Source organism: Quadrisphaera sp. INWT6 (assembly GCF_015390235.1).
GTDB lineage: Bacteria > Actinomycetota > Actinomycetes > Actinomycetales > Quadrisphaeraceae > Quadrisphaera.
Genome location: NZ_VUOH01000004.1, coordinates 376,610 through 399,937 on the forward strand (window position 1 = coordinate 376,610; position 23,328 = coordinate 399,937).

Annotated in this window: 23 protein-coding genes and 1 tRNA gene; 18 read left to right on the top strand and 6 right to left on the bottom strand. The window is 76.5% G+C overall.

The window, feature by feature from the left end; all coding sequences use genetic code 11:
- Window positions 1-52: 52 nt before the first annotated feature.
- Window positions 53-2,884, bottom strand: a complete 2,832-nt coding sequence (locus tag F1641_RS14245) for an alpha/beta fold hydrolase (RefSeq protein WP_194906638.1) — start codon at window positions 2,882-2,884, stop codon at window positions 53-55.
- Window positions 2,885-3,422: 538 nt separating this feature from the next.
- Window positions 3,423-4,640 carry a phosphoglycerate dehydrogenase gene (serA, locus tag F1641_RS14250; RefSeq protein ID WP_194906641.1) on the bottom strand — a complete coding sequence of 406 codons (1,218 nt, stop codon included), beginning with the start codon at window positions 4,638-4,640 and terminating at the stop codon, window positions 3,423-3,425.
- A gap of 33 nt (window positions 4,641-4,673) precedes the next feature.
- Here serA and F1641_RS14255 point away from each other — a divergent pair, with 33 nt between their 5' ends.
- The 5 genes from F1641_RS14255 to F1641_RS14275 are packed head-to-tail and all read left to right on the top strand — an operon-like array spanning window position 4,674 to window position 8,778.
- Complete coding sequence (locus tag F1641_RS14255; protein WP_194906643.1) at window positions 4,674-5,240, top strand: metallophosphoesterase; 567 nt, start codon at window positions 4,674-4,676, stop codon at window positions 5,238-5,240.
- 9 nt (window positions 5,241-5,249) lie between these two features.
- Complete coding sequence (locus F1641_RS14260; RefSeq protein WP_194906646.1) at window positions 5,250-6,473, top strand: zinc-dependent alcohol dehydrogenase; 1,224 nt, start codon at window positions 5,250-5,252, stop codon at window positions 6,471-6,473.
- 7 nt (window positions 6,474-6,480) lie between these two features.
- Window positions 6,481-6,858 carry an HNH endonuclease gene (locus tag F1641_RS14265; protein WP_194906648.1) on the top strand — a complete coding sequence of 126 codons (378 nt, stop codon included), beginning with the start codon at window positions 6,481-6,483 and terminating at the stop codon, window positions 6,856-6,858.
- Between the two features lie 35 nt (window positions 6,859-6,893).
- A complete protein-coding gene (locus F1641_RS23370) occupies window positions 6,894-8,147 on the top strand; it encodes an App1 family protein (protein ID WP_206691198.1) in 1,254 nt (417 codons plus the stop codon).
- Window positions 8,148-8,151: 4 nt separating this feature from the next.
- Complete coding sequence (locus F1641_RS14275; protein WP_309225609.1) at window positions 8,152-8,778, top strand: DUF1684 domain-containing protein; 627 nt, start codon at window positions 8,152-8,154, stop codon at window positions 8,776-8,778.
- Window positions 8,779-8,782: 4 nt separating this feature from the next.
- Here F1641_RS14275 and F1641_RS14280 read toward each other — a convergent pair whose 3' ends face one another.
- Window positions 8,783-9,433, bottom strand: coding sequence for a UdgX family uracil-DNA binding protein (locus F1641_RS14280; RefSeq protein WP_194906653.1), 651 nt, complete (start codon window positions 9,431-9,433; stop codon window positions 8,783-8,785).
- Window positions 9,430-10,488, bottom strand: a complete 1,059-nt coding sequence (locus tag F1641_RS14285) for an NAD-dependent epimerase/dehydratase family protein (protein ID WP_194906655.1) — start codon at window positions 10,486-10,488, stop codon at window positions 9,430-9,432. Before F1641_RS14285 ends, F1641_RS14280 begins: the two co-directional genes overlap by 4 nt.
- Window positions 10,489-10,573: 85 nt before the next feature.
- On the opposite strand from F1641_RS14285, the gene F1641_RS14290 reads away from it, so the two are divergent.
- Both F1641_RS14290 and F1641_RS20050 read left to right on the top strand, forming a co-directional pair.
- Window positions 10,574-10,831, top strand: a complete 258-nt coding sequence (locus F1641_RS14290) for a DUF3072 domain-containing protein (protein WP_194906657.1) — start codon at window positions 10,574-10,576, stop codon at window positions 10,829-10,831.
- A 22-nt stretch (window positions 10,832-10,853) separates the two neighbouring features.
- Window positions 10,854-11,696, top strand: a complete 843-nt coding sequence (locus F1641_RS20050) for a hypothetical protein (protein WP_206691199.1) — start codon at window positions 10,854-10,856, stop codon at window positions 11,694-11,696.
- Here the strand turns inward: F1641_RS20050 and F1641_RS14300 are convergent.
- Window positions 11,693-12,559 carry a spermidine synthase gene (locus F1641_RS14300; RefSeq protein ID WP_194906659.1) on the bottom strand — a complete coding sequence of 289 codons (867 nt, stop codon included), beginning with the start codon at window positions 12,557-12,559 and terminating at the stop codon, window positions 11,693-11,695. The genes F1641_RS20050 and F1641_RS14300 overlap by 4 nt on opposite strands.
- A gap of 20 nt (window positions 12,560-12,579) precedes the next feature.
- On the opposite strand from F1641_RS14300, the gene F1641_RS14305 reads away from it, so the two are divergent.
- Genes F1641_RS14305 through F1641_RS14335 form a run of 7 tightly spaced genes read left to right on the top strand, consistent with a single transcriptional unit; the run spans window position 12,580 to window position 18,627 of the window.
- Complete coding sequence (locus tag F1641_RS14305; RefSeq protein ID WP_375541495.1) at window positions 12,580-13,602, top strand: site-specific tyrosine recombinase XerD; 1,023 nt, start codon at window positions 12,580-12,582, stop codon at window positions 13,600-13,602.
- A 37-nt stretch (window positions 13,603-13,639) separates the two neighbouring features.
- Entirely contained in the window at window positions 13,640-14,527 is an 888-nt protein-coding gene (locus F1641_RS14310) for a ParA family protein (protein WP_194906662.1), read from the top strand.
- Window positions 14,514-15,509: a ScpA family protein gene (locus F1641_RS14315; RefSeq protein ID WP_206691200.1), complete on the top strand. Its 996-nt coding sequence runs from the start codon at window positions 14,514-14,516 to the stop codon at window positions 15,507-15,509. The genes F1641_RS14310 and F1641_RS14315 overlap by 14 nt, the downstream gene beginning before the upstream one ends.
- Complete coding sequence (scpB, locus tag F1641_RS14320) at window positions 15,506-16,105, top strand: SMC-Scp complex subunit ScpB (RefSeq protein WP_206691201.1); 600 nt, start codon at window positions 15,506-15,508, stop codon at window positions 16,103-16,105. Before F1641_RS14315 ends, scpB begins: the two co-directional genes overlap by 4 nt.
- Complete coding sequence (locus F1641_RS14325; protein WP_194906664.1) at window positions 16,102-17,097, top strand: pseudouridine synthase; 996 nt, start codon at window positions 16,102-16,104, stop codon at window positions 17,095-17,097. The genes scpB and F1641_RS14325 overlap by 4 nt, the downstream gene beginning before the upstream one ends.
- Window positions 17,097-17,459, top strand: coding sequence for a chorismate mutase (aroH, locus tag F1641_RS14330; RefSeq protein ID WP_194906666.1), 363 nt, complete (start codon window positions 17,097-17,099; stop codon window positions 17,457-17,459). Before F1641_RS14325 ends, aroH begins: the two co-directional genes overlap by 1 nt.
- Window positions 17,460-17,478: 19 nt before the next feature.
- Window positions 17,479-18,627, top strand: a complete 1,149-nt coding sequence (locus tag F1641_RS14335; protein WP_194906669.1) for a prephenate dehydrogenase — start codon at window positions 17,479-17,481, stop codon at window positions 18,625-18,627.
- Between the two features lie 29 nt (window positions 18,628-18,656).
- Here the strand turns inward: F1641_RS14335 and F1641_RS14340 are convergent, their stop codons facing one another.
- Window positions 18,657-19,520, bottom strand: a complete 864-nt coding sequence (locus F1641_RS14340) for an inositol monophosphatase family protein (RefSeq protein WP_194906671.1) — start codon at window positions 19,518-19,520, stop codon at window positions 18,657-18,659.
- A gap of 39 nt (window positions 19,521-19,559) precedes the next feature.
- Here F1641_RS14340 and cmk point away from each other — a divergent pair, with 39 nt between their 5' ends.
- The 4 genes from cmk to F1641_RS14360 all read left to right on the top strand — a co-directional run bounded on the left by cmk (window position 19,560) and on the right by F1641_RS14360 (window position 23,279).
- On the top strand, window positions 19,560-20,327 hold the full coding sequence (cmk, locus tag F1641_RS14345; RefSeq protein ID WP_194906673.1) for a (d)CMP kinase: 768 nt from the start codon (window positions 19,560-19,562) through the stop codon (window positions 20,325-20,327).
- Window positions 20,324-21,790 carry a ribosome biogenesis GTPase Der gene (gene der / locus F1641_RS14350; RefSeq protein ID WP_194906676.1) on the top strand — a complete coding sequence of 489 codons (1,467 nt, stop codon included), beginning with the start codon at window positions 20,324-20,326 and terminating at the stop codon, window positions 21,788-21,790. The genes cmk and der overlap by 4 nt, the downstream gene beginning before the upstream one ends.
- A gap of 68 nt (window positions 21,791-21,858) precedes the next feature.
- Window positions 21,859-23,154: a tyrosine-type recombinase/integrase gene (locus F1641_RS14355; RefSeq protein ID WP_194906678.1), complete on the top strand. Its 1,296-nt coding sequence runs from the start codon at window positions 21,859-21,861 to the stop codon at window positions 23,152-23,154.
- Window positions 23,155-23,205: 51 nt separating this feature from the next.
- Window positions 23,206-23,279, top strand: a tRNA-Pro gene (locus F1641_RS14360).
- Window positions 23,280-23,328 lie beyond the last annotated feature (49 nt).

The following is a 23,328-nucleotide window of genomic DNA, read 5'->3' on the forward strand; positions in this document are numbered from 1 at the left end:
CCCCGCGCACCTGCCTGCGTGCCTGCCTGCGTGCCTGCCTGCGTGCTCGTGCTCATGCTCGTGCGGCCCCTTCCACCAGCTCCAGGAAGACCTCCTCCAGGTGGCGCTGCGGCACCACCGAGGTGACCTCGACGCCCGCGGCCACCAGCGCCCCCACCAGCGGGCCCGTGCCGCTGCGGCCCGGTGACACCAGCGCGCCGCCGTCGCGCTCGCCGAGCGCCCGGCCCCCGTCGCGCTCCAGCAGCGGGACCAGCACCTCCAGGGCGCGCTGCGCCTGGCCGTCACCGACGGAGACGAGCACCTCACCGGACCCGGCGACCAGCTCGGCGACCGACCCGGTCGCCAGCACCCGGCCGCGGGCCATCACCACGGCGTGGCTGCACGTGGCCTCCACCTCCGAGAGCAGGTGGCTGGAGACCAGCACCGTGCGGCCGGTGGCGGCGTAGTCGCGCAGCACGGTGCGCATGGCGTTGATCTGCGGCGGGTCGAGGCCGTTGGTGGGCTCGTCGAGCACCAGCAGGTCGGGCATGCCGAGCATGGCCTGGGCGATGCCCAGGCGCTGGCGCATGCCCTGGCTGTAGCCGCGGACCCTGCGGTGCACCGCGTCGCCCAGGCCCGCGACCTCGAGGGCCTCGTCCATGCGCGCGTCGGCGAGGGGACGGCCCGTCGAGGCCCAGTACAGGCGCAGGTTGGCCAGGCCCGAGAGGTGGGGCAGGAAGCCCGGCCCCTCCACCAGCGCACCGACCCGCATGAGCACGGGCGAGCCGGGCCTGACGGGCTGCCCGAGCACCTCCAGCGAGCCGGCGCTCGGGCGCAGCAGGCCCATGAGCATCCGCAGGGTGGTCGTCTTGCCCGCGCCGTTGGGGCCGAGCAGCCCGACCACCTGCCCGCGGCGCACCTCGAACGAGACGCCGTCGACGGCGCGGAACCCGTCGCCGTAGACCTTCTCCAGCGAGTGCACCGCCATCACGACGTCGCCCGGGGCCGCTGCGGGCAGCTGGTCGGCCGCGGCGCCTGCGAGCTCGGGAGAGCGACGACGGCGCAGGCCGCTGACCAGCGCCAGCAGCAGGGCCGCCAGCACCACGGCGCCCAGGACGGCGACGTGGGCCCACGGCACCTCGAAGGACCTGCCCGCGGTCTCCTCGATGGCCGCCGGGCCCGCGGCGAGGGCGAGCGAGCCGTCGGCGAGCGCCACGGAGTACACGCGCGGGTCGGTGGGGACGGCGTAGGCGGAGTCGGTGGTGGCGACCACGAGGCGCAGCCGGTGCCCGGCCGCCACGTCGCGCACCACGGCGGGCAGCGCGACGTCGACCTGGGTGGGCCGCCCCGGCACCGTGCTCACGCGCACCGGGGAGACCAGCCCGCCCGGCAGCGCCGAGGAGCCGTCGGGGCTGACGTCGGCCAGCGACGCGAAGAGCACCGCGTCGTCGGTGGACGAGGTCACGCTCAGCCGCACCGTCGACGTCCCGAGCAGGGTCGTGTCCTGCTCCAGCGGCGCGCTCTCGAACACCGCGGCCTGCCCGGGCAGCACCGCGGTGCTGAACCCGCTCCCACCCGCAGCGCCGGCCGCACCCGCCAGACCGGCCAGCGAGGCGACGTCGCCCACACCGGGCAGGGCCGTCAGCGCCGCCGGGCGCCCGCCGGCGGGGGAGAGCACCACGCCCGGGCCCGTCGGCTCCAGGGCGACCTGCTGGCCCGTCCCCGTCAGCGGGGGCAGCTCGTCGAGCGTGCGGGTCTGCTGCGAGGAGCCGCTGCTGCCGCGGTCGCCGCCGAAGAGCTCCTGGCGGGGCACCACCGCGGAGAAGGGCGCCGGGGCGCCGCCCTCGGGCTGCGCGCCCCGGAGGTGCTCGTCGAACCACGCGGCGGACCTGTCGTCGAAGCCCGCGGAGTCGAAGCCGCCGTCGTGCCCGCCGGCCACCCAGGCCAGGGACACGGGCACCCCCGCCCGCTGGGCGGCCTCGGCGTTGGCGACCGAGTCGCCCAGCCCGAACAGGGAGTCGCCCTCGCCCTGCACGAGCAGCACCGCCGCGCGCGTCGAGGGCAGCACCGCGGCGGGGGCGGAGCGCTGCAGCTGCTCCGTCAGCGCCTGCGGCACCACACCGGTCTGCGCCGCCTGCACGTAGCCGGCGCACAGGTCGGGGTCGAGGCGGCCGCAGGCGATGGTCTGCGGGTCGGTCAGGGCGTCGGTGCTGCTGCCCGAGGCGAGCGCCGACCCGGTGAGGCTGCTCAGCAGCTGCGAGGCCCACCCGGCCTTGAAGACGCCGCCCGGGTCGAGCGCGGTGGACAGGTCCGACCACGTGATCGCCGAGGCGACGGCGTCGACGCGGGGGTCGGTGCCCGCCAGGAGCAGGCCCACGGCCCCGCCGTAGGACGCGCCGGCCACGCCGACCCGCGGGTCGCCGGGGGCGTCCTGGGCCACCTCGGGGCGCTGCGAGAGCAGGTCGACCAGCGCGGCCGCGTCGGCCACCTCGTAGTCGGGGTCGTCCAGGTGCACGGCGCCCCCGGAGGCGCCGAAGCCGCGGGCCGTCCACGCCAGCACCACGTACCCGTCGGCGGCGAGCGACCGGGCCTGGCCGGCGAGGTCGTCCTTCGACCCGCCGAAGCCGTGGGCCAGCAGGACGGCGGGGGCCGGGTCCTGCGCGCCGGCGCCCGCGGGGAGGTACAGCTCCGCGTCGAGGGAGACGGCGGTGCCGCCGGGCTCGGCGCCGACGGGCACCGACAGGGCCTGCCCGCTGACCGAGCTGCTGGAGCTGCTGGAGCTGCTGGAGCTGCTGGAGCTGCTGGAGCTGCTGGCGCCGGCGGGGGCGGCGAACGAGACCAGGGCGACCAGGGCGCTGGCGGCGGTGGCGGACAGGGCGGCGAGCGGGCGCCGCCCCCGCCTCACCGGCTCCTCGCGGTCTTGGCGGTCTTCGCGGTCTTCACGCGGCGAGCATGCCCTGCCGCCCTGACAGCGGCGCTCCCAGGCTCCCGAGAGGAGCACTCTGCGGTGCCTGTCGGTGACGCAGGGTGTCGATCAGTGGTGCGGACGGGCCTGCGACGCGCCCGGGCTGGCCCTCGTCCGTGCCTGTGGTCACCATGGGTCACGCACGGGGGAACAACGGGAACGCTCCAGCCGTTGTCCAGCCAGCACGAGCAGGCTGGTGCAACGTCCTGGCAACACGTCGTGACGCAACAGCCACACAGCCCGTGCACGATCGCCGTGACCGGTCACGCACCACCCCCGCGACGACCCGGCACCACCCGCACCCCCGGAGGCAGCCATGGCACCGAGCACCGCCAGCACCCAGCCCGTCGACGACGCCCACCAGGTCGACGGCGCCCCCTCCGAGCAGCGCCCCGACGCGGCGCCGCTGGCCAACCCCCGGCGCGTCCGGATCTGACCCCGGGCCGGAGGCCGCCGGGGGCGGCGCGTACAGCGCTGGTCAGCGCAGGACGCGCACCCTGACGGTCTCCGGCATCGCGCGGAGCTCCTCGACGGCGGCGTCGTCGACGGGGCCGGGCACGTCGGTGACGACGTAGCCCATCTGCCCGCGCGTGGTCAGCGACTGGCCCACGACGTTGACGCCGTGGCGCGCCAGGATCGAGTTCACCGACGCCAGCACCCCCGGCACGTTCTGGTGCAGGTGCCCCAGCCGCGTCGCGTGCCCGCCGTCGGTGATGACCTGCGGCATGTTCACCGACAGCGACGTGCTGCCGTGCGCGGCGAAGTCGCGCAGCTTGCCGGCCACGAACCGGCCGATGTCCTCCTGCGCCTCCTCGGTGGACCCGCCGACGTGCGGGGTGAGGATGACGTTGGGCAGGCCGCGCAGCCGCGAGTCGAACGGGTCGCCGTTGCGGCGGGGCTCGTCGAGGAAGACGTCGACGGCCGCACCCGACAGGTGCCCGGAGACCAGGTGGTCGCGCAGCGCCCCGTGGTCGACCACGAAGCCGCGCGAGAGGTTCAGGAAGATCGCCCCCGGCTTCATCGCCGCGAACTGCTCGGCGCCGAACAGGCCGCCGTTGCCCGCCCGCCCGTCGACGTGGAGGGTGACGACGTCGGCGAGGGCCAGCACCTCCTCCAGGCTCGACAGGCGCACCGCGTTGCCCATCGCCAGCTTCTCGGCGGTGTCGTAGAAGACGACCCGCATGCCGAGGGCCTCGGCGACCACCGACAGCTGGCTGCCGATGTTGCCGTACCCGACGATGCCCAGCGTGCGCCCGCGCACCTCGTGGGAGCCGGCGGCCGACTTCTGCCAGACGCCCGCGTGCAGCGCGTCGTCGAAGACCGTCAGCTGGCGGGTCAGGGCGATGACCTCGGCGAGCACCAGCTCGACCACGCTGCGGGTGTTGGAGAACGGGGCGTTGAACACCGCGACGCCGCGGGCGGCGGCGGCCTCGAGGTCGATCTGGTTGGTGCCGATGCAGAACGCGCCGATGGCCACCAGGTCGGGGGCGGCGTCGAGCACGGCCTCGGTGACGTGCGTGGTCGACCGGATGCCCAGCAGCTGCACCCCGGGGAGCGCCTCGACCAGCTCGGCCTCGGTGAGCGCGCCCATCCGGCGCTCCACGGCGGTGCCGGAGGCCTCGAGGACCTCCACGGCGAGCGGGTGGATGTTCTCCAGCAGCAGGGCGGTGCGGGTGGGCCCCTGGCGATCGGTCACAGGTGACCATCCTGCCGGACGCAGGATGGGGGCGTGGCCACCCGTCTGCTGCTCCTCGCCGACACCCACGTCCCGGTGCGGGCCCGCGCGCTGCCGGCGCAGGTGCTCGACGCCGTCGCGGCGCTCGGACCGGGCGACCTGCTCGTCCACGCCGGCGACTGGGTGCACGAGGACCTGCTCGACGACCTCCTCGCGCGCTGCGCCACCACCGGCGCCCGCCTGCTCGGGGTCGCCGGCAACAACGACGGGCCGGAGCTGCACTCCCGGCTGCCCGAGGTCGCCCGCGCCGACGTCGGGGGGCTGCGCCTCGCCGTCGTCCACGAGACCGGGGCGGCGGCGGGGCGCGAGCGCCGCTGCGCCGAGCGCTTCGGCAGCGGTGACCAGCCCGCCGACGTGCTGGTCTTCGGGCACAGCCACATCCCCTGGGACACCACCGCCGTCCGGCCCGGCGGGGGCGCGCTGCGGCTGCTGAACCCCGGCTCGCCCACCGACCGGCGGCGCCAGCCCGCCTGCACGCTCATGACCGCGGTGGTCGACGGCGGCGCCCTGCACGACGTCGTGCTGCGTGAGGTCGTGCGTGAGGTCGTCGGTCGCGGGTAGGGGCTGCGCATGCGAGCACTCACCTGGCAGGGCAGGCGGAAGGTCTCCGTGGAGACCGTGCCCGACCCCGCCGTCCAGGAGCCGACCGACGCCGTCGTCAGGATCACGTCGACGGCGCTGTGCGGCTCCGACCTCCACCTGTACGAGGTGATGGGGCCCTTCCTCGACCCGGGTGACGTGCTCGGCCACGAGCCGATGGGGATCGTCGAGGAGGTCGGTCCGGAGGTCACGCACATCAGGCCCGGTGACCGCGTCGTCGTCCCCTTCAACATCTCCTGCGGCTCCTGCGCCACCTGCTCCACGGGGCTGCAGAGCCAGTGCGAGACCACCCAGAACCGCGAGACCCCGATCGGCGGGTTCGGCGCCTCGCTGTTCGGCTACACCAAGCTCTACGGGCAGGTCCCGGGCGGCCAGGCCGAGTACCTGCGGGTGCCGCAGGCGCACTACGGGCCGATCAAGGTCCCCGAGGGCGTCCCGGACGACAGGTACCTCTACCTCTCCGACGTGCTGCCGACCGCCTGGCAGGCCGTGGCCTACGCCGGTGTCGGCGAGGGCCCCACCACGGCCGGGTCGCGGGTCGGGTCGCTCGTCGTCCTCGGGCTGGGGCCCATCGGCGACATGTGCGCCCGGATCGCCGCGCACCTGGGCGTCGAGAAGGTCATCGGCATCGACCCGGTGGCCGAGCGCCGCGCCCGCGTCGAGGCCCACCTCGGCGGCGCCGTCCGCACCATCGACCCCACCACCACCGACGACCTCGTCGGCGCCGTCCGCGACCTCACCGGCGGCCGCGGGGCCGACGCCGTCATCGACGCCGTCGGCATGGAGGCCCACGGCTCGCCCGTCGCGAAGGCCGCCCACACCGCGCTGGGGTTCGTGCCCGACGCCGTCGCCCAGAAGATGATGCAGACGATGGGCGTCGACAGGCTCACCGCGCTGCACACCGCCGTCGACCTCGTGCGCCGCGGCGGCACGGTCTCGCTGTCCGGCGTGTACGGCGGTGCTGCCGACCCCGTGCCGATGCTCTACATGTTCGACCGCCAGATCCAGCTGCGGATGGGCCAGGCCAACGTGCACCGGTGGGTGCCCGACATCCTCCCGCTGCTCACCGACGACGACCCCCTCGGCGTCGACACCTTCGCCACCCACCGCGTGCCGCTCGAGCAGGCGCCGCAGGCCTACGAGCAGTTCCAGGAGAAGAGGGACGGCACGGTCAAGGTCGTCTTCACCCCGTGAGCCGTCCGTGAACGGGAGGTCGCGCCGGCTCGACGAGGCGGTGACCCGTCAGGGCGGGCGCTGCCTGTGGTGCGGCCGCGCCTTCGGCCCCCTCGTGCCGCCCACCACCGACCACCTCGTGCCCCGCGTCAAGGGCGGGCCCAGCTGGGCGGAGAACGAGGTGGCCGCGTGCCGCCGCTGCAACGGCCAGCGCGGCCACACCACCCCCGTCGACTGGCTGCTCGAGTGCTCCGGGCGCGGCTGGCAGCCCGACGCCGCCGCGCTCGCGGCGGCCCTCGCCTCCCTCGAGGCCGCGATCGCCGTCCGCGGCGGCCAGCGGCGCGCCAGGCCCTACCTCGCCGGGCAGCTGCGCCGGCTCGCCCGGGCGCACCCGGCTGCCTCCTGATGCGCGAGCGCCGCCACCTGGCAGACTCGCCGCCCGTGAGCCGGGCACGCGCGAAGGACCCGCGGGAGCGCCACGCGGCGGCCCGCGCCGAGGACCGGCTGAACCGGATCCTGGCCACCGCGCTGCGGCGCCGGGGCTGGACGCCGCGGGTCCTCGGCTACGCCGGCTACGGCGGCGAGGGGTGGGTGCGCGTCCTCGGGCGGGTGCTCGCCACGCGTCCGCCCGACGACGACGGGCGCAGCGGCTCGGCTGGCGACGACGAGGACCGCGACGGCTCGGAGACCCCGGCGGCGGCGGCGCTGCGCGACTGGACGGGGCCGCTGGACCGCGACCAGCTGCGCGAGCGCGCCCTGACGGCCCTGCGCGGCTGGCGGGCCTTCATCAGCGCCCCCGTCACCGGCGTCACCGTGTGGGTGACCGTCGGCGACCAGGTGCACGAGCTGGTCAGCGAGCGGGGCGGGTACATCGACGCCCGCCTCCCGTCGGACCTGCCCGAGGGCGTGCACCACGTGCACTTCTCCACCGAGCCGCCCGGCCGCGCCGACCCCGACGAGCGGGTGGGCCACGCGGTGCGGGCTCCGGTGACGGTCATCGGCGCCGACCAGCGCGACGGGGTCGTCTCGGACATCGACGACACCGTCATGGTGACCTCCCTGCCCCGCCCGCTCATCGCGGCGTGGAACACCTTCGTGCTCCACGAGCAGGCCCGCAGCCCCGTGCCGGGCATGGCCGAGCTCCTCAACGCCGTCCAGAAGGCGCACGAGGGCGCGCCGGTGCTGTACCTGTCCACCGGCGCCTGGAACGCCGCCCCCACGCTGACGCGGTTCATGGTCCGCCACGGCTACCCCGCCGGGCCGCTGCTGCTCACCGACTGGGGCCCCACCAACACAGGCTGGTTCCGCAGCGGGCAGGAGCACAAGCGCGCGCAGCTGCGCCGCCTCGCCGAGGAGCTGCCGCAGGTGCGCTGGCTGCTGGTCGGCGACGACGGCCAGCACGACCCGGAGATCTACGGCGAGTTCGCCCGCGAGCACCCGGAGAACGTCCGCGCGATCGCCATCCGCCAGCTCACCGCCGCCGAGCAGGTGCTCTCCCACGTGCTGCCGGTGCCGGTGTCGGCCTCGGCCCGCGCCGAGGGCATCGACGAGCTGCGCGAGGTCCGCGCGCCCGACGGCGAGGGCCTGGCCCACCAGCTGCGGCAGGCCGGGGTGCCGCTGGCGCGCCGGGTGTGGGTGAGCCCCGACGAGCACGTCGTCGACGGCGCCGAGGACACCGCCGAGGGTGAGGGCTGAGCGCGTGGGCACCGGATCGCTGACCCTGCTCGACTACCGCCGCCGCGTCGCCGAGCTGTACGCCGACGTGCGCCGCGCCGCCGCGGAGCGCGGTCCGGCCCGCGCCCACGAGCTGTGGCGCACCGCCCGCGACGAGCTGTACGCCACCCACCCCGACAGCCCGCTCGCCGCTGACGACGCCCGCCGCCGCACCGGGCTGCCCGTCGCGCCGTACGACCCCGACCTGCGCTGGGAGCTGCCCGTCGAGGCCGCCGACACCAGCCGGCCCGACCACGAGCTGCGGGTCACCACGGGCACCGACGGCGAGGTCGTGTTCCACCGCCTCGGCCGAGCGACGACGCCGCTCGGGAGCCTCGACCTGTGGTGGCTCTCCGGCTACGGCGGCGGCGTGTGGCTGCCCGTCCGCGACGCCTCCTCCGGCACCAGCACCTACGGCGGCGGGCGCTACCTCCTCGACACCGTCAAGGGCGCCGACCTCGGGGGAGACCCGCACGGCGGCGACAGGCACGTCGTCGTCGACCTGAACTTCCTCTACAACCCCTCGTGCGCCTACGACCCGGCCTGGGCGTGCCCGCTGGCCCCTCCCGGCAACCGCCTCGAGGCCCCCGTGGAGGCCGGCGAGCTCAGCTGACCCCTCAGCTCAGCAGCCCCGCCACGGTGCGCAGGTCGTCGACGAGGGCCGCGTAGGCGGCGTCGCGGGCGTCCTCGGGGGTGCGCAGCACCGCTGACGGGTGGGTGGTCACGAAGAACGTCTTCGTCCCCTGGGTGGTCTCGCGCTCGATCGGGTGGCCGCGGTCCTTGCCGACCCGCACCGAGGGGCCGAGCAGCGCCTTCGCCGCCGTCGCCCCCAGGAGCACCACCACCTGCGGGTCGACCAGGCGCAGCTCCTCGGCCAGCCACGGCTTGCAGGCGCTCACGTGGCTGGTCTCGGGGGTGGCGTGGATGCGGCGGTTGCCGCGGGGCGTGAACCTAAAGTGCTTCACGGCGTTGGTCACGTACACGCGGTCGCGGGCGAGACCGGCCTCTTCGAGGGCCCGCTGGAGCAGCTGGCCGGCGGGGCCGACGAAGGGGATGCCGCGGGTGTCCTCGGCGTCGCCGGGCTGCTCGCCGACCAGCGCGACGGCCGCGTGGGAGTTGCCCGCGGAGAAGACGACCTGGGTCGCGGGCTCCCACAGCTCGCAGCCGCGGCAGGCGGGGGCGGCGGCGCGCAGCGCGTCGATGCTGTCGGGGTGCTCGGGCACCCACTCCTGGGCGCCGGGGCGCTCCACCTGCTCCTGGGTGCTCATGCGGCCCTCCGCCCGTGCAGGAGGCCCCGGCCGGCCAGCGCGGGGGTGCCGCCCCCGGCGCCGGAGCGCATCCCCGAGACGAGGTCGGCGAGGGCGGCGGTCGCGGAGACCCGCGGCTCCCAGCCCAGGGCGCGCAGGCGCGAGCAGTCCATGAGGGGGGCGCCGGCGCCCAGGTCGACCCAGCCCGGGTCGGTGGGCTGCAGACGGGCGTGCCAGCTGACCTCCGCCGCGCGGCGCAGCAGCGACACCGGGGCCTTCACCCGCCGGCCCCCGCCCAGGCCGGCGGCGATCTCGTCGGGGCCGAGCCCGTCGGTCGCCGCGGCGTTGAACGCCCCCGTGCCGCCCTCGGCCAGGACCCGCCAGATACCGTCGGCGAGGTCGTCGGCGTGGACGACGGGAGCCACGAACGCGTCCGGCAGGGGGAGCAGCGGCAGCCTGCCCAGGAGGCTCACCGGCAGCAGCGGCCCCCCGAAGTACCGGGCGATCTCGCTGCCGGCCTCGCGCTGCAGCACCAGGCCCGGGCGCACGCGGGCGATGCCCGGCCCGCGGTCCGAGGCCTCCACCTCGTCGAGCAGGTCCTCCGCGGCGACCTTGTCGCGGCTGTACGGGGAGGACTCCACACCGGTGCGGGGCCACGACTCGTCGACCGACGGCTTGCGGCCGGTGCGCTGCGCCTCCTGCGGCACGGGCGCGTAGACGCCCACCGACGACGCGTGCACCAGGTGCGGCACCCCCGCCTCGGAGGCCGCGGTCACCACGGCGCGGGTGCCCTCGACGTTGGTGGTGCGCATCACCGCGCGGGCGGCGGGGGTGCGGCTCGGCTGGATGCGCCAGGCCAGGTGGACGACGGCGTCGACGTCCTCCATCGCCTCGCGCAGCGCGCCGGTGGCCCACCGGGCGGTCAGGTCGACGCCGTGCCAGCGCACGGGTCCTGACGAGGGGACGCGACGGGCGACGCCGCTCACCGCGACGCCCTCGCGGGCCAGGCGGCGCAGCAGCGCGGTGCCGACGTTGCCGGTGGCGCCCGTCACCAGGACGCGGCGGGGAGGAGCCATGGGACGAGCCGACCACGGGCGCGGGGTGTTGGCGAGCGGAGTTCTGGGCGAGCGGAACCGCGGGGGCCGACCTAGGTTCGGACACATGACCGAGCAGACCAGCCGCAGCGACGAGACCAACCCCGAGCACGCGGGCACCGGCGCGCAGGACGACCCCACCGCCGTCAAGGACCCCGAGACCTGGGTGACCGGGGGCGAGCCCGCCACCGGTGCGCAGGTCAGCTACCTGACCACCCTGGCCCACGAGGCCGGTGAGGAGGTCCCCGCCGACATCACCAAGGCGCACGCCTCGGAGATGATCGACGAGCTGAAGGGCCGCAGCGCCCGCGTCTCCGACAGCTGAGCCGCTGGGGCAGGCTGGGCCGGTGACCTCCCTCACGAGCGCACGTGCCCTGAAGGACGCCGGCCTGGTCTGGCTGCCCGCGAAGGGCGACAGGTTCGTCATCCCCGACCGCGAGATGGACGGCGACGTCTTCGTGGTCTCGGACATGACCATCGAGGCCCAGGACCTCGCCTCCGGGCAGGTCCTGGGCTTCAACGGCACCACCGAGTGGGCCCTCGACAGCGTCGAGGCCGCCGACGTGCTGTGGCTGCCCCGCGAGGGCCAGCTGCGCGCCGAGCTCGGCCCGGCCTTCGACGGCCTGCACCTCGAGGGCGGTGCCTGGGAGGTGGCGACGTCGCTGCCCGACGGCGGGTGGGCCCTGACCCGCGCCGCCGACGCCGAGGAGGCGTACGCGCTCGCGCTGCTGGGCCTGCGCGCCACCTCCGCCGCCCAGCTGCTGCCGGTGGCCGGCGGAGACCTGGCCGCGCTGCTCACCGACCTCGACGCCCCCGCCTGGCAGCGCACGGCCCCCGACGGCGTGCGGACCGTCGCCGACGTCGTGTCCGGAGCCCTCGGCGGCACCGGCGCCGACCCGGCGGCGGCGTGGCCCGCGGCGCTGGAGTCCCTCCTCGCCACGTGGGTGGCCCCGCCCGAGGGCGAGCAGGCCGCGGAGGTGCTCGAGGCCGGCGCGCAGGGCGTGCTGGTCGACCTTGTCGTGGCCACCTGGGACGTCGGCACCGCCACCGGCCGCGAGCCGGCGCTGCACCCCCTGACCGTCCGCCGCGCCCTGGAGCACGTGCGCACCTGGCCCACCTCGGGCGCGGCCGACGACGCCGCCGCCGTGACCTCCGAGCTCGACGCGCTGCTGAGGCTGACCGGCCGCTAGACCGGGTCGTGCACGACGGCGGCGCCCGCCACCAGCGCGGTGAGGGCGTCGCCGTGGAGCACCCGAGCGACCGCGGCCCCGGCCCCCAGGGCGCGGGTCAGCTCCGCCAGCGGCAGCGGCGCGTGGCTGGCGAGCAGCACCGCGTTGCCGTGGCGGCGCCCCCGCAGCACCCCGGGCTCCAGCGCCGCCGCCACGTGCGGGAACACCGCCAGCAGCGTCGCCACCTCCGCCTTCAGGCCCACCGGCGACGTCCTGTCGACGGCGTTCGCCAGGTAGAGGCCCCCGCCCCGCGAGGGGTCCAGCACGCGGGCCACCTCGGCGGTGAACTCCGCGGTCACCACGTGGCGGGGCGTGGAGTCGCCCGCGAACACGTCGCGCACCACCAGGTCGGCGGAGGCGTCGCGGCGGGCGGCCAGCCCCGCGCGCGCGTCACCGGCCTGGATCCGCAGCTCGGGGGAGCGCGGCAGGTCCACCCACTCCCGCACCCGCGCCACCAGCTCGGCGTCCAGCTCGACCACCACCTGCCGGGTGCCCCCCGCCCCCGCGCGCACCGCCGCCAGGTGGCGCGGCAGGGCGCACGCCCCACCACCCAGGTGCACGGCCCGCAGGGGCGCCCCGCCCTCGGCGGGCAGGGCGAGCCGCACGCAGTCGGCCATCCACTGCAGGTACTCGAAGTCGAGCACCTCCGGGGCACCCGCCCGCAGCGGCGAGCTGGGCACCCCGTTCACGTACAGCGTCCACGCGCCGTCGTCGCGCTCGCGGACCCACTCCACCTGCCCGGTGGTGGTCGCGAAGCGCCCCTCGGGCGGGGGCGGGCCGGCGGTGGGTCTGCTGTTCCGGCGCTGGCCGCGGGAGGGGGGCACGGTCACAGCCTGCCCCTAGGCTGGGAGGCGTGGGGGTGGAGGTGCTCGCGGCCAGCGACGCCCTGAGCCGGGCGCTGGGGCAGTACCTGGCGCACCTGCGGGTCGAGCGGGGCCTCGCCGAGAACACCCTGGCCGCCTACCGGCGAGACCTCGAGCGCTACACCGCCTGGCTGCGCGCCCAGGGCCGCACCGAGCTGGCCGCCGTCGGCGAGGCCGACGTCAGCGCCCACCTCCAGGCCCTGCGCACCGGCGAGCACGGGCCCACCCCCGGCCCCGGAGCCGCGCTGTCCGCCGCCTCGGCGGCCCGCGCCGTCGTCGCCGTCCGCGGCTGGCACCGCTTCAGCGCCCTCGAGGGCGCCACCACCGCCGACCCGGCCGCCGCGGTGCGCCCGCCGCCCACCCCCCGCCGCCTGCCCAAGGCCGTCCCCGTCGCCGACGTCCTCGCCCTCCTGGAGGCCGCCGGCGCCGGCGAGGGCCCCCAGCCGCTGCGCGACCGCGCCCTGCTCGAGGTGCTCTACGGCACCGGGGCCCGCATCAGCGAGGCCGTCGGCCTCGACGTCGACGACCTGCCCGCCCAGGCGCTGGGCCGGGAGAGCACCGAGGGCGCCCTGCTGCGCCTGCGCGGCAAGGGCGGCAAGGAGCGCGTGGTGCCCCTGGGCTCCTACGCCGTCGCCGCGCTGGAGGCGTACCTGGTGCGCGCGCGGCCCGCGCTGCTCGCGGGAGCGGCGGGGAGCGCCACGGGCACGGGCACCAGCGCGCTGTTCCTCAACACCCGCGGCGACCGGCTCTCCCGCCAGAGCGCCTGGGCCGTGCTGCGCGCGGCGGCCGAGCGCGCCGGCGTCGGCAGCCCCGAGCACCCCGTCAGCCCGCACACCCTGCGCCACTCCTTCGCCACCCACCTGCTGGAGGGCGGCGCCGACGTCCGCGTCGTCCAGGAGCTGCTCGGCCACGCCAGCGTCACGACCACGCAGATCTACACGATGGTCACCGCCGAGGCCCTGCGCGAGGTGTACGCCGCGGCCCACCCGAGGGCCCTCGGCTGACGCCCCCAGCCGGTCACCCGGGGTAGCCTTACTCCCCATGACCAGCGACCTCCAGGCCCGCGGCGCGCAGCCTCCTGCGCAGGGCCTGCTCGGTCCCACCGGTCGCCCCCTCGTCGACTTCCCGGTCCCTCCGGCGCTGTCCGGCCACGGCCCCGCACGCATCATCGCGATGTGCAACCAGAAGGGCGGCGTCGGCAAGACGACGTCCACCATCAACCTCGGCGCGGCGCTCGCGGAGTACGGGCGCAAGGTCCTCCTGGTCGACTTCGACCCCCAGGGCGCGCTGTCGGTCGGCCTGGGCGTGAACCCCCACGAGCTGCAGCACAGCGTCTACACGCTGCTGATGGACCGCCGCGCCTCCGTGGCCGACGTCGTCGTCCCCACCCGGCTGCCCGGCGTCGACATCCTGCCCGCCAACATCGACCTGTCCGCCGCCGAGGTGCAGCTGGTGGGCGAGGTCGCCCGCGAGCAGGCGCTCGCGCGGGCGCTGCGCACCGGCACCGACGACTACGACGTCGTCCTGGTCGACTGCCAGCCGTCGCTGGGCCTGCTGACGGTCAACGCCCTGACCGCCGCGCACGGCGTGCTCATCCCGCTGGAGTGCGAGTTCTTCGCGCTGCGCGGGGTCGCGCTGCTGGTGGAGACCATCGAGAAGGTGCAGGACCGGCTGAACCCGGCCCTCGCCATCGACGGCATCCTCGCGACGATGTACGACGCGCGGACCCTGCACTCCCGCGAGGTCATCGCCCGCGTCGTGGAGGCCTTCGGCGACACCCTGTTCGACACCGTGATCGGCCGCACCGTGAAGTTCCCCGACGCCTCCGTCGCCGGCGAGCCGATCACCACCTACGCCCCCGAGCACTCCGGGGCCGAGTCCTACCGCCGCCTCGCGCGCGAGCTCGTCGCCCGCGGTGCCTCCGCCTGAGCCCGGGCTGGTCGACGGGGTGGACGCCGGTGCGCTCCCGGCGCCGCGCGCCAGCAGCGAGCAGACCCCCAGGAGCACGCCGGGCGGCGTCCTCACCGACCGCGACGCCCCCGCCTTCGACGTCCACCTCGAGAACTTCTCCGGGCCCTTCGACCTGCTGCTCGGCCTGATCTCCCGCCGGCGCCTGGAGATCACCGAGGTCGCGCTCGCCGCCGTCACCGACGAGTTCATCGCCCACCTGCGCAGGATGCTGGCCGCCGCTGACGACGGGGCCGACTCCTCCGCGGCGGCGCTCGGTCAGGCCAGCGGCTTCCTCGTGGTCGCCGCCACCCTGCTCGACCTCAAGGCGGCCCGGCTGCTGCCCGCCGAGGAGGGCGCCGAGCCCGACGCCGACGACCTCGCCCTGGTCGAGGCCCGTGACCTGCTCTTCGCCCGCCTGCTGCAGCACCGCGCGTACGCCCAGGTGGGCGGGGTGCTGGCCGACCGGCTCGCGGAGGGGGCGCTGTCCAGCCCCCGCCCCGGCGGCACCGGCGCCGCCGACGACGACGTGCGCCGCGCCCTGCCCGAGCTGGTGCTGCCCACCACCCCCGAGCAGCTGGCCGTCCTGGCCGCCGGGGCCCTGGCCGCGGCCGGGCGCCCGCCCGAGGCCGTCGCCGTCGAGCACCTCCACGCGCCGGTGGTCAGCGTCCCCGAGCAGGTGGCGGCGCTGCGCGAGCGGCTGCGGGAGCGCCACGCCGGCGCGCCGGGGACGCCCGTGGCGTTCGCCGACCTCCTGGCCGACCTCGTGCGCGCCACCGGCGAGCGGCCCGGCGCCGTGTGGGTGGTCGGCAGGTTCCTCGCGGTGCTCGAGCTGTACCGCCGCGGGGAGGTCGACCTGGAGCAGGCCCGCCCCGACCAGGCCCTGCTCGTCACCTGGCGCGAGCCCGCTGACCCCGTCGTCGACCTGCGCGAGCCCGTCGACCTGCGCGAGCGCGTCTCGTGAGCGAGGACGTCGCCGAGCTGCCGGACGAGCTCCCCGGGGGCCTGCGCGCCGCGCTGGAGGCCGTCCTCATGGTCGTGGAGGCCCCGGTGTCCGCCGACGACCTCGCTGAGGGCCTCGGCGTCCCCGAGCCCGAGGTGGCCGCCGCTCTGGAGGCGCTGGCCGCCGCCTACCGCGCCGAGCAGCGCGGCTTCGAGCTGCGCGCCGCGGCCGGCGGGTGGCGGATCTGGAGCCGGCCCGAGGCCGCGGCCCTGGTCGCGAGGTTCACCGGGGAGGCGGCGTCGGCGCGCCTGTCGCGGGCGGCGCTGGAGACCCTCGCCGTCGTCGCCTACACCCAGCCGGTGACCCGCGCGCGGGTCGCGGCGGTCCGCGGCGTCGACGTCGACTCGGTCGTGCGGACCCTCCTCACCCGCGGCCTGGTGGCCGAGGCGGGGCGCGAGGAGGGCTCAGGGGCCACCCTGTATCGCACGACCACCTCGTTCTTGGAGAAGATCGGGGTCGACACCCTCGAGGACCTCCCTCCGCTGGCGCCGCACCTCCCGGCCGACACGGAGGTCGACGACCTCCTCGAGGCCCTCGACGACAGGAGCCCCGCATGAGCACCACCGGCCACCACGACGACAGCCACGACCCGCACGACCCGGACGGCGTCCGCCTGCAGAAGGTGCTCGCCGGCGCCGGGCTCGGCTCGCGCCGGGCGTGCGAGCAGATGATCGCCCAGGGCCGCGTCCGCGTCGACGGCGAGCTGGTCCGCGACCAGGGCGTCCGCGTCGACCCCGCCACCGCCCAGGTCGAGGTCGACGGGATGCTGCTGCAGCTCGACACCTCGAAGGTCTACCTGGCGATGAACAAGCCCCGCGGGTACCTCTCGGCGATGTCCGACGCCGAGGGCCGGCTCACCCTCGCCGACATCCTCGACGACCGCACCGAGCAGGGCGTGCGCCTCTTCCACGTCGGCCGCCTCGACGTCGACACCGAGGGGCTGATCCTCCTCACCAACGACGGCGACCTCGCCCACCGGCTGCAGCACCCCTCCTTCGAGGTGCCCCGCACGTACGTCGCGGAGGTCAACGGGCCGGTCGAGAAGGGCATCGGCAAGCAGCTGCGCGACGGCGTCGAGCTGGAGGACGGCATCGCCCGCGCCGACTCCTTCCGCCTGGTCGACTCCGTGCCGGGCAAGGCGTTCGTCGAGATCGTCCTGCACGAGGGCCGCAAGCACGTGGTGCGCCGCATGCTGGAGGAGGTCGGCTACCCCGTCATCCGCCTGGCCCGCACCGCCATCGGCCCGATCCAGCTCGGCGACCTGCGCCCCGGCGTGACCCGCTCGCTGACCCGCGAGGAGGTCTCCCAGCTGCGCAGCGCCGGCCCGGGCAGCCAGCCCGGCCAGCGCGTGCGGCGCCCCAAGGGCAGCCGCCCGGTGGCCAAGGCGCCCGACCGCCGCGGCATCGAGGTCGTCACCGCCGACAAGCGCCGCAGCACCGGTGCATCCAAGGCCGCCCGCGCCGCGAAGGCCGCCCAGGCCGCGCGGTCCGGGCGCACCGCCGGGCGCGTGGCCGGGGCCAAGCAGCGCCGCGGCCAGGGCGGCCGCTGATGGCGCTCCGGGCCGTCCGGGGGGCGGTGCAGCTCGACGTCGACGAGCGCGAGCACCTGCTCGCCGCGACGCGCGAGCTGGTGACCGCCGTGCTGGAGGCCAACCGGCTCTCCACCGACGACCTCGTCAACATGGTCTTCACCTGCACCCCCGACCTGACCTCGGAGTTCCCCGCGGTCGCCGCGCGCGAGCTGGGCCTGGGAGACGTGCCCCTCATGTGCGCGGTGGAGGTCGACGTCGCCGGCGCCATGCCCCGCGTGGTGCGCCTCATGGCGCTCGCCCAGACCCCGCTGGAGCGCGGCGAGGTCCAGCACGTGTACCTGCGCGGTGCCGTGGCGCTGCGCCGCGACATCGCCCAGTGACCCCCCCGATGACCCCCCGATGAGCCGCCTGGAGGCTCGCACCGCCGGACCGGTGCACGTCGTCGGCACCGGGCTGCTCGGCGCCAGCGCCGCCCTGGCGCTGCGCGCCCGCGGCGTCGACGTGACCCTCGCCGACCCCTCGCCCACCGCCGCGGCGCTCGCCCGCGACCTGGGCGCCGGCCGCCTGCGGACCGCCGAGGAGCCGCCGCCCGCGCTCGTGGTCGTCGCCGCGCCGCCCGACGTGACGGCCACCGTCGTCGCCGAGCAGCTCGGCGCCTGGCCGCAGGCCGTCGTCACCGACGTCGCCAGCGTGAAGCTGACCGTGCTGGTCGAGCTTCGCCGGGTGCTGGCGGCCCGGGGCGCGGGCGAGGACGCGCTGGCGCGGTACGTGGGCAGCCACCCGATGGCGGGGCGCGAGCGCTCCGGGGCCGTCGCCGCGCGCGGCACGCTCTTCGCCGGACGGCCCTGGGTGCTCTGCCCCACGGCGGCGTCGTCGCCCCGGGCCCTCGCCGCCGTCCGGGCCCTCGCCGACGACCTGGGCGCCGCCCCGGTGGTCATGGAGGCCGGCGCGCACGACGAGGCCGTCGCGCTGGTGTCCCACGTGCCGCAGGTGGCGGCCTCGCTGGTGGCCGCGCGGCTGCGCGAGGCGCCCGAGCCCGCCGTCGACCTCGCCGGCCAGGGCCTGCGGGACGTCACCCGCATCGCCGAGTCCGACCCCGCGCTGTGGGTGCAGATCCTCGGCGCCAACGCCGGACCGGTGGCCGCTGTGCTGCGCGACCTGCGCGACGACCTCGACGGCGTCCTCGCCGCCCTGGAGCAGCTCGACCGCGTCGAGGACGCGCACGACGCCGCGGCGAAGTCGCCCGGGGCGCTGGCCGCCGTGGCCCAGCTGATCGCCGACGGCGGCGCGGGCCGCGCCCGGGTGCCCGGCAAGCACGGCAGCGCACCCACCTCCTACGCGGTGGTCACCGTGCTGGTGCCCGACGCCCCCGGTGAGCTCGCGCGGCTCCTGCACGACGTCGGCGCCGCCGGCGTCAACCTGGAGGACCTGCGCCTGGAGCACTCCCCGGAGCAGCCCGTCGGCCTCGCCGAGGTGTCGGTGCTGCCGGCCGCGCGGACGCCGCTGGAGGCGGCGCTGCGCGACCTCGGGTGGGCCCTGGTCGACTAGCCCCTCGGCCGGTCGGCCGGAAGCCCGGACTAGTCGGCCGGGCCCGCCGTCGGGAGGTGCTCGGTGGCGAGGGCGACCAGCGCGTCGACGGCGCCGGGGTGGGCCACCACCATCCGGCGGGTGGTCCCCGAGAGGGGCTCGCCGTCGAGGGGCACGACGGCGCCGCCCGCCTCGGCCACGAGCAGCGCCGGGCCGTGCAGGTCGCGGCGGTCACCGCCCAGGCGCAGGGTGCCCATGACGCGGCCGTCGGCCACGGAGGCGATCTCCGAGGCCGAGCTCTCGGTCACCTTCGGCAGCCACCCCGCGCGGCCGACCGCGCCGAGCAGCGCGGCGCCCGCCCGGACGACGCCGCCGGTCTCGGCCTCGCCGGACAGCTGCAGCCTGCGGGCGGGGCCGGGGGTGCCGTCCTCGCCGTCGACGCGCACGAAGGCGCCGCGGCCGGCGGCTGCGGTGTAGAGGTGGCCGCCGGTCCAGACGGCCACGGACTCGACCCGGGGGCGTTCGCGCGGCCCGCGCCACGCGGAGACGACCACCGACCACGGGCCGAGGCGGCGGGCGAAGTTCAGGGTGCCGTCGACCGGGTCGACCACCCAGGTGCGCCCGGTGGCGGGGTCGGCCGGGGGCCGGTCGGCGCCCTCCTCGCCGATGAGGCCGTCGCGCGGGAAGCGCTCGCGCAGCGCGTCGTCGACGGCGCGCTCGAGGTCGAGGTCGACGTCGGTGACCACCGAGCCGGTGAGGGCGGCGGCGGGCTTGCGCTGCTCGACGGCGCTGGCCTGGCGCCGGGCGGCGACGCGCCCCAGGCGGCTCACGAGCTCGCCGACGAAGGCGAGGGCCTCCTCGACGTCGTCGGAGGAGTCGGCCTGACCTGCTGCGGGGGGCACCGGGATCACCACGGTCCCAGGCTAGGTGCTGGGTCCGACTACCCTTCTGCGGTGCCCTCCCCGCTCTCCGACGACAGCCCGGTCGACGTCCAGGCCGCGCCCGCCAGGGGGCTCGTGGTCGTCGTCGACGGTCCCTCCGGCTCGGGCAAGTCCACGCTGTGCCGCCGCGCCGCCGCCGCGCTCGGCGCCGGCTACCTCGACACCGGCGCCTTCTACCGCGCCGTGACGTGGGCGGCGCTGGCCGACGGCGTCGACCTGTCCGCCGACCGCGACCCGGGCTCGGCGGAGGCCGTGACCGGGCTGGCCCGCGGCCTCGACCTCAAGGTCGGCACCGACCCCGGAGCCCCCTACGTGGTGGTGCGCGGCACCGACGTGACCGCGGCGATCCGCGAGAGCCGCATCTCGGCCGCCGTGAGCGCCGTGGCCACCAACCTCGAGGTGCGCTCCGAGCTCATCCGCCGCCAGCGCGCCGCCCTGGCCGCGCAGGCCGCGCTGCGCGGCGTCGTGGCCGAGGGCCGCGACCTGACCACCGTGGTCGCCCCCGACGCCGCCGTGCGCGTGCTGGTCGTCGTCGACGAGGCCCGCCGCCTGGCCCGGCGCGCCCTGGAGCTGCACGGCGCCGCCGACGCCGCCGCGGTCGAGGCCACCCGCGACGAGGTGGTGCGCCGCGACCGCGACGACTCCACCGTCGCCTCCTTCACCGAGGCCGCCGACGGCGTCGCCGTCCTCGACAACTCCGGGACCCTGGAGGAGGGCGTCGAGGCGCTGCTCTCCCTGGTCCGCGCCGCACTGACCACCACCGCTGGAGCCCGCGCATGAGCGCCGAGAACACCGCCCCCCACCACGACGACGAGCTGGACCCCAGCGACGCCCTGCGCGTCGGCCTGGACGACTACGAGCTCTCCGAGGACGACCTCGCCGTCCTGTCGGGCGCCTCCGACGGCGCCCACGGCGACGACGACGGCGCCGTCCTGCCCGTCATCGCGATCATCGGGCGCCCCAACGTGGGCAAGTCGACCCTGGTCAACCGCGTGCTGGGCCGCCGCGAGGCCGTCGTGCAGGACGTCCCCGGCGTCACCCGCGACCGCGTCACCTACACCACCGAGTGGGCGGGCACCCCGTTCAACGTGGTCGACACCGGCGGCTGGGAGGTCGACGTCCACGGGCTCGACGCCCGCGTCGCCGAGCAGGCCGAGATCGCCATCGAGATGGCCGACGTCGTCGTGTTCGTCGTCGACGCCTCCGTGGGCGCCACGGCCACCGACGAGGCCGTCGTGAAGCTGATCCGCCGCTCGGGCAAGCCCGTGGTGCTCGCGGCGAACAAGGTCGACGACGCCCGCACCGAGGCCGACGCCGCCCAGCTGTGGTCGCTCGGCCTGGGGGAGCCGTTCCCGGTCTCGGCGCTGCACGGCCGCGGCTCGGGCGAGCTCCTCGACGCGATGCTCGCCGCCGTCCCCGAGACGCTCGTGGGCGAGCGCGAGGTCACCGGCGGCCCCCGCCGCGTGGCGCTGCTCGGTCGGCCCAACGTGGGCAAGTCGAGCCTGCTGAACAAGCTGGTCGGGTCCGAGCGCGTCGTCGTCGACCCCACCGCCGGCACCACCCGCGACCCGGTCGACGAGCTGGTCGAGCTCGGCGGGCGCCCGTGGCGCTTCGTCGACACCGCCGGCATCCGCCGTCGCGTGCACCAGACCTCCGGCGCCGACTTCTACGCCTCCCTGCGCACGCAGGCGGCCCTGGAGCGCGCCGAGGTGGCCGTGGTGCTGCTGGAGGCCTCCGAGCGCCTCACCGAGCAGGACACCCGCATCATCTCCACCGTCATGGAGTCGGGGCGGGCCCTGGTGCTGGCGTTCAACAAGTGGGACCTGACCGACGAGGAGCGCCGCCACTACCTGGAGCGCGAGATCGAGCAGGACCTGGGCCAGGTGGCCTGGGCGCCGCGCGTCAACATCTCCGCCCGCACCGGCCGCCACACCGACCGCCTGGTGCCCGCGCTCGACGTCGCCCTCGACAGCTGGGACCAGCGCATCTCCACCGGGCGCCTGAACCAGTTCCTCACCTCCGTGGTGCAGGCCCACCCGCACCCCCTGCGCGGCGGCAAGCAGCCGCGCATCCTCTTCGGCACCCAGGCCTCCACGCGGCCCCCGCGTTTCGTGCTGTTCGCCTCGGGCTTCCTGGAGGCGCAGTACCGTCGCTTCCTCGAGCGGCGCCTGCGCGAGCAGTTCGGCTTCGAGGGCAGCCCCGTCGAGGTCAGCGTCCGGGTGCGGGAGAAGCGCCGCCGCTGACGCGGTGGTCGTGCCCGCTGACGCGCTGACCGTGCCCGCTGTCGGTGCCGGCGGGCATGATCCGGCAGGTGGTCGAACACCTGTCTGGTCCTGCCGCCGTCCCGTCCGGCATGACGCTGAGCCGCGCCTGGCAGGAGTACGTCGCGACCGCGACGGTCGACCCCAAGACCCTGTCCCTCTACGAGACCGTCTTCGCGTGCCACGTGGAGCCCGTGCTCGGTGACCGGCGGGTCGCCGACCTGACCGCTGACGACGTCGAGGCCCTGCTCGGCGGGGCGAGGTCCCGGGGCAGCAGCCCGTCGGTGGTCCGCCTGGCGCTGCTCGTGGTCGCGGTGACGTGCCGGCGGGCGATGGCGCTCGGGGTGGTCGACCGGCTGCCGACGCAGGGCGTGCGCGCTCCTCGACCCGTGGCTCCCCGCCCCCGGGTCCTGACCCCGCAGGAGTTCACCGCAGTGCGGGACGCGATGCCCACGCCGGCGGCGCGGCTGCTCGCCGAGCTCCTGGTGCGCAGCGGCCTGCGCGTCGGGGAAGCCCTCGCCCTCGTGGTGGGCGACCTGCACGACGGTGCGCTGGTGGTCTCGCGCTGCCTCTCCGAACCCGGCCGGCGCTTCTCGGGGAGCGGACAGCGCTTCGTCCTCCGTCCCTCGACGAAGAACGGCGCCGATCGCCGCGTGGTCATCGGGGAGGACTTCGCGAGGCGGCTCGAGGTGTGGGCGCAGGAGCAGGGGCTAGGACCGGCCGACCTCCTCTTCCCGGGCCGGCTCGTCCTTCCCGAGCCGTCGGGCAGGAGCTCCCCCACGAGGAAGTACTCGGAGCCGCTGACCGCAGAGCGCCTGCAGGCGCTGGGGACCTTCACCGGCCCCAACGGGACCGTCTACCAGCACGGCACGGTGAACGGGTACGCCACCGGGCGCTGCCGCGAGGCCTGCTGCCGCCAGGCGGTGGCCGAGTACTCCGCCGCCAGGGCACGCGCGCGTCGCGCCCTGGCGGGACCGTCGCGGCCGGCCCGCAGGAGCGGCCTCAGCGCACCCGCCGGTGCCCAGGAGCCCTTGGCCGAGCCGGGGGCCCCGCTGGGGGCGACCACGCCGCAGGGCTGGGCCCGCGTGTGGTCCGAGGCGGTGCGGGCTGCCGGTCTCGACTTCCGCCCGCTGCCGCGACAGACGCGTCACGCCCACGCGTCGTGGCTCAACGGCGGTGGGGTCAGCGTCGACGAGATCGCCGAGCGGCTCGGTCACCGCGACGAGCGCTCGACGCGGGGGTACGTCCGCCCCGTCGGGGCCGAGCCGGAGGCCGTCAGCGTCCTCGACGCGCTCCTCGAGGCACCTGCCTCACCTGCCCGCGGAGCCGGCTCCGACAACCTGTAAGGTGTTCACCGGTCCATCACGGACCACCGGATGTCGGCCTGGTCGATGTCACGGGCTGTGGCGCAGCTTGGTAGCGCACGTGACTGGGGGTCACGGGGTCGCAGGTTCAAATCCTGTCAGCCCGACATCAGAGCCCTGGTGGGAGTTCCTCCCACCAGGGCTCTCGTCGTCCCA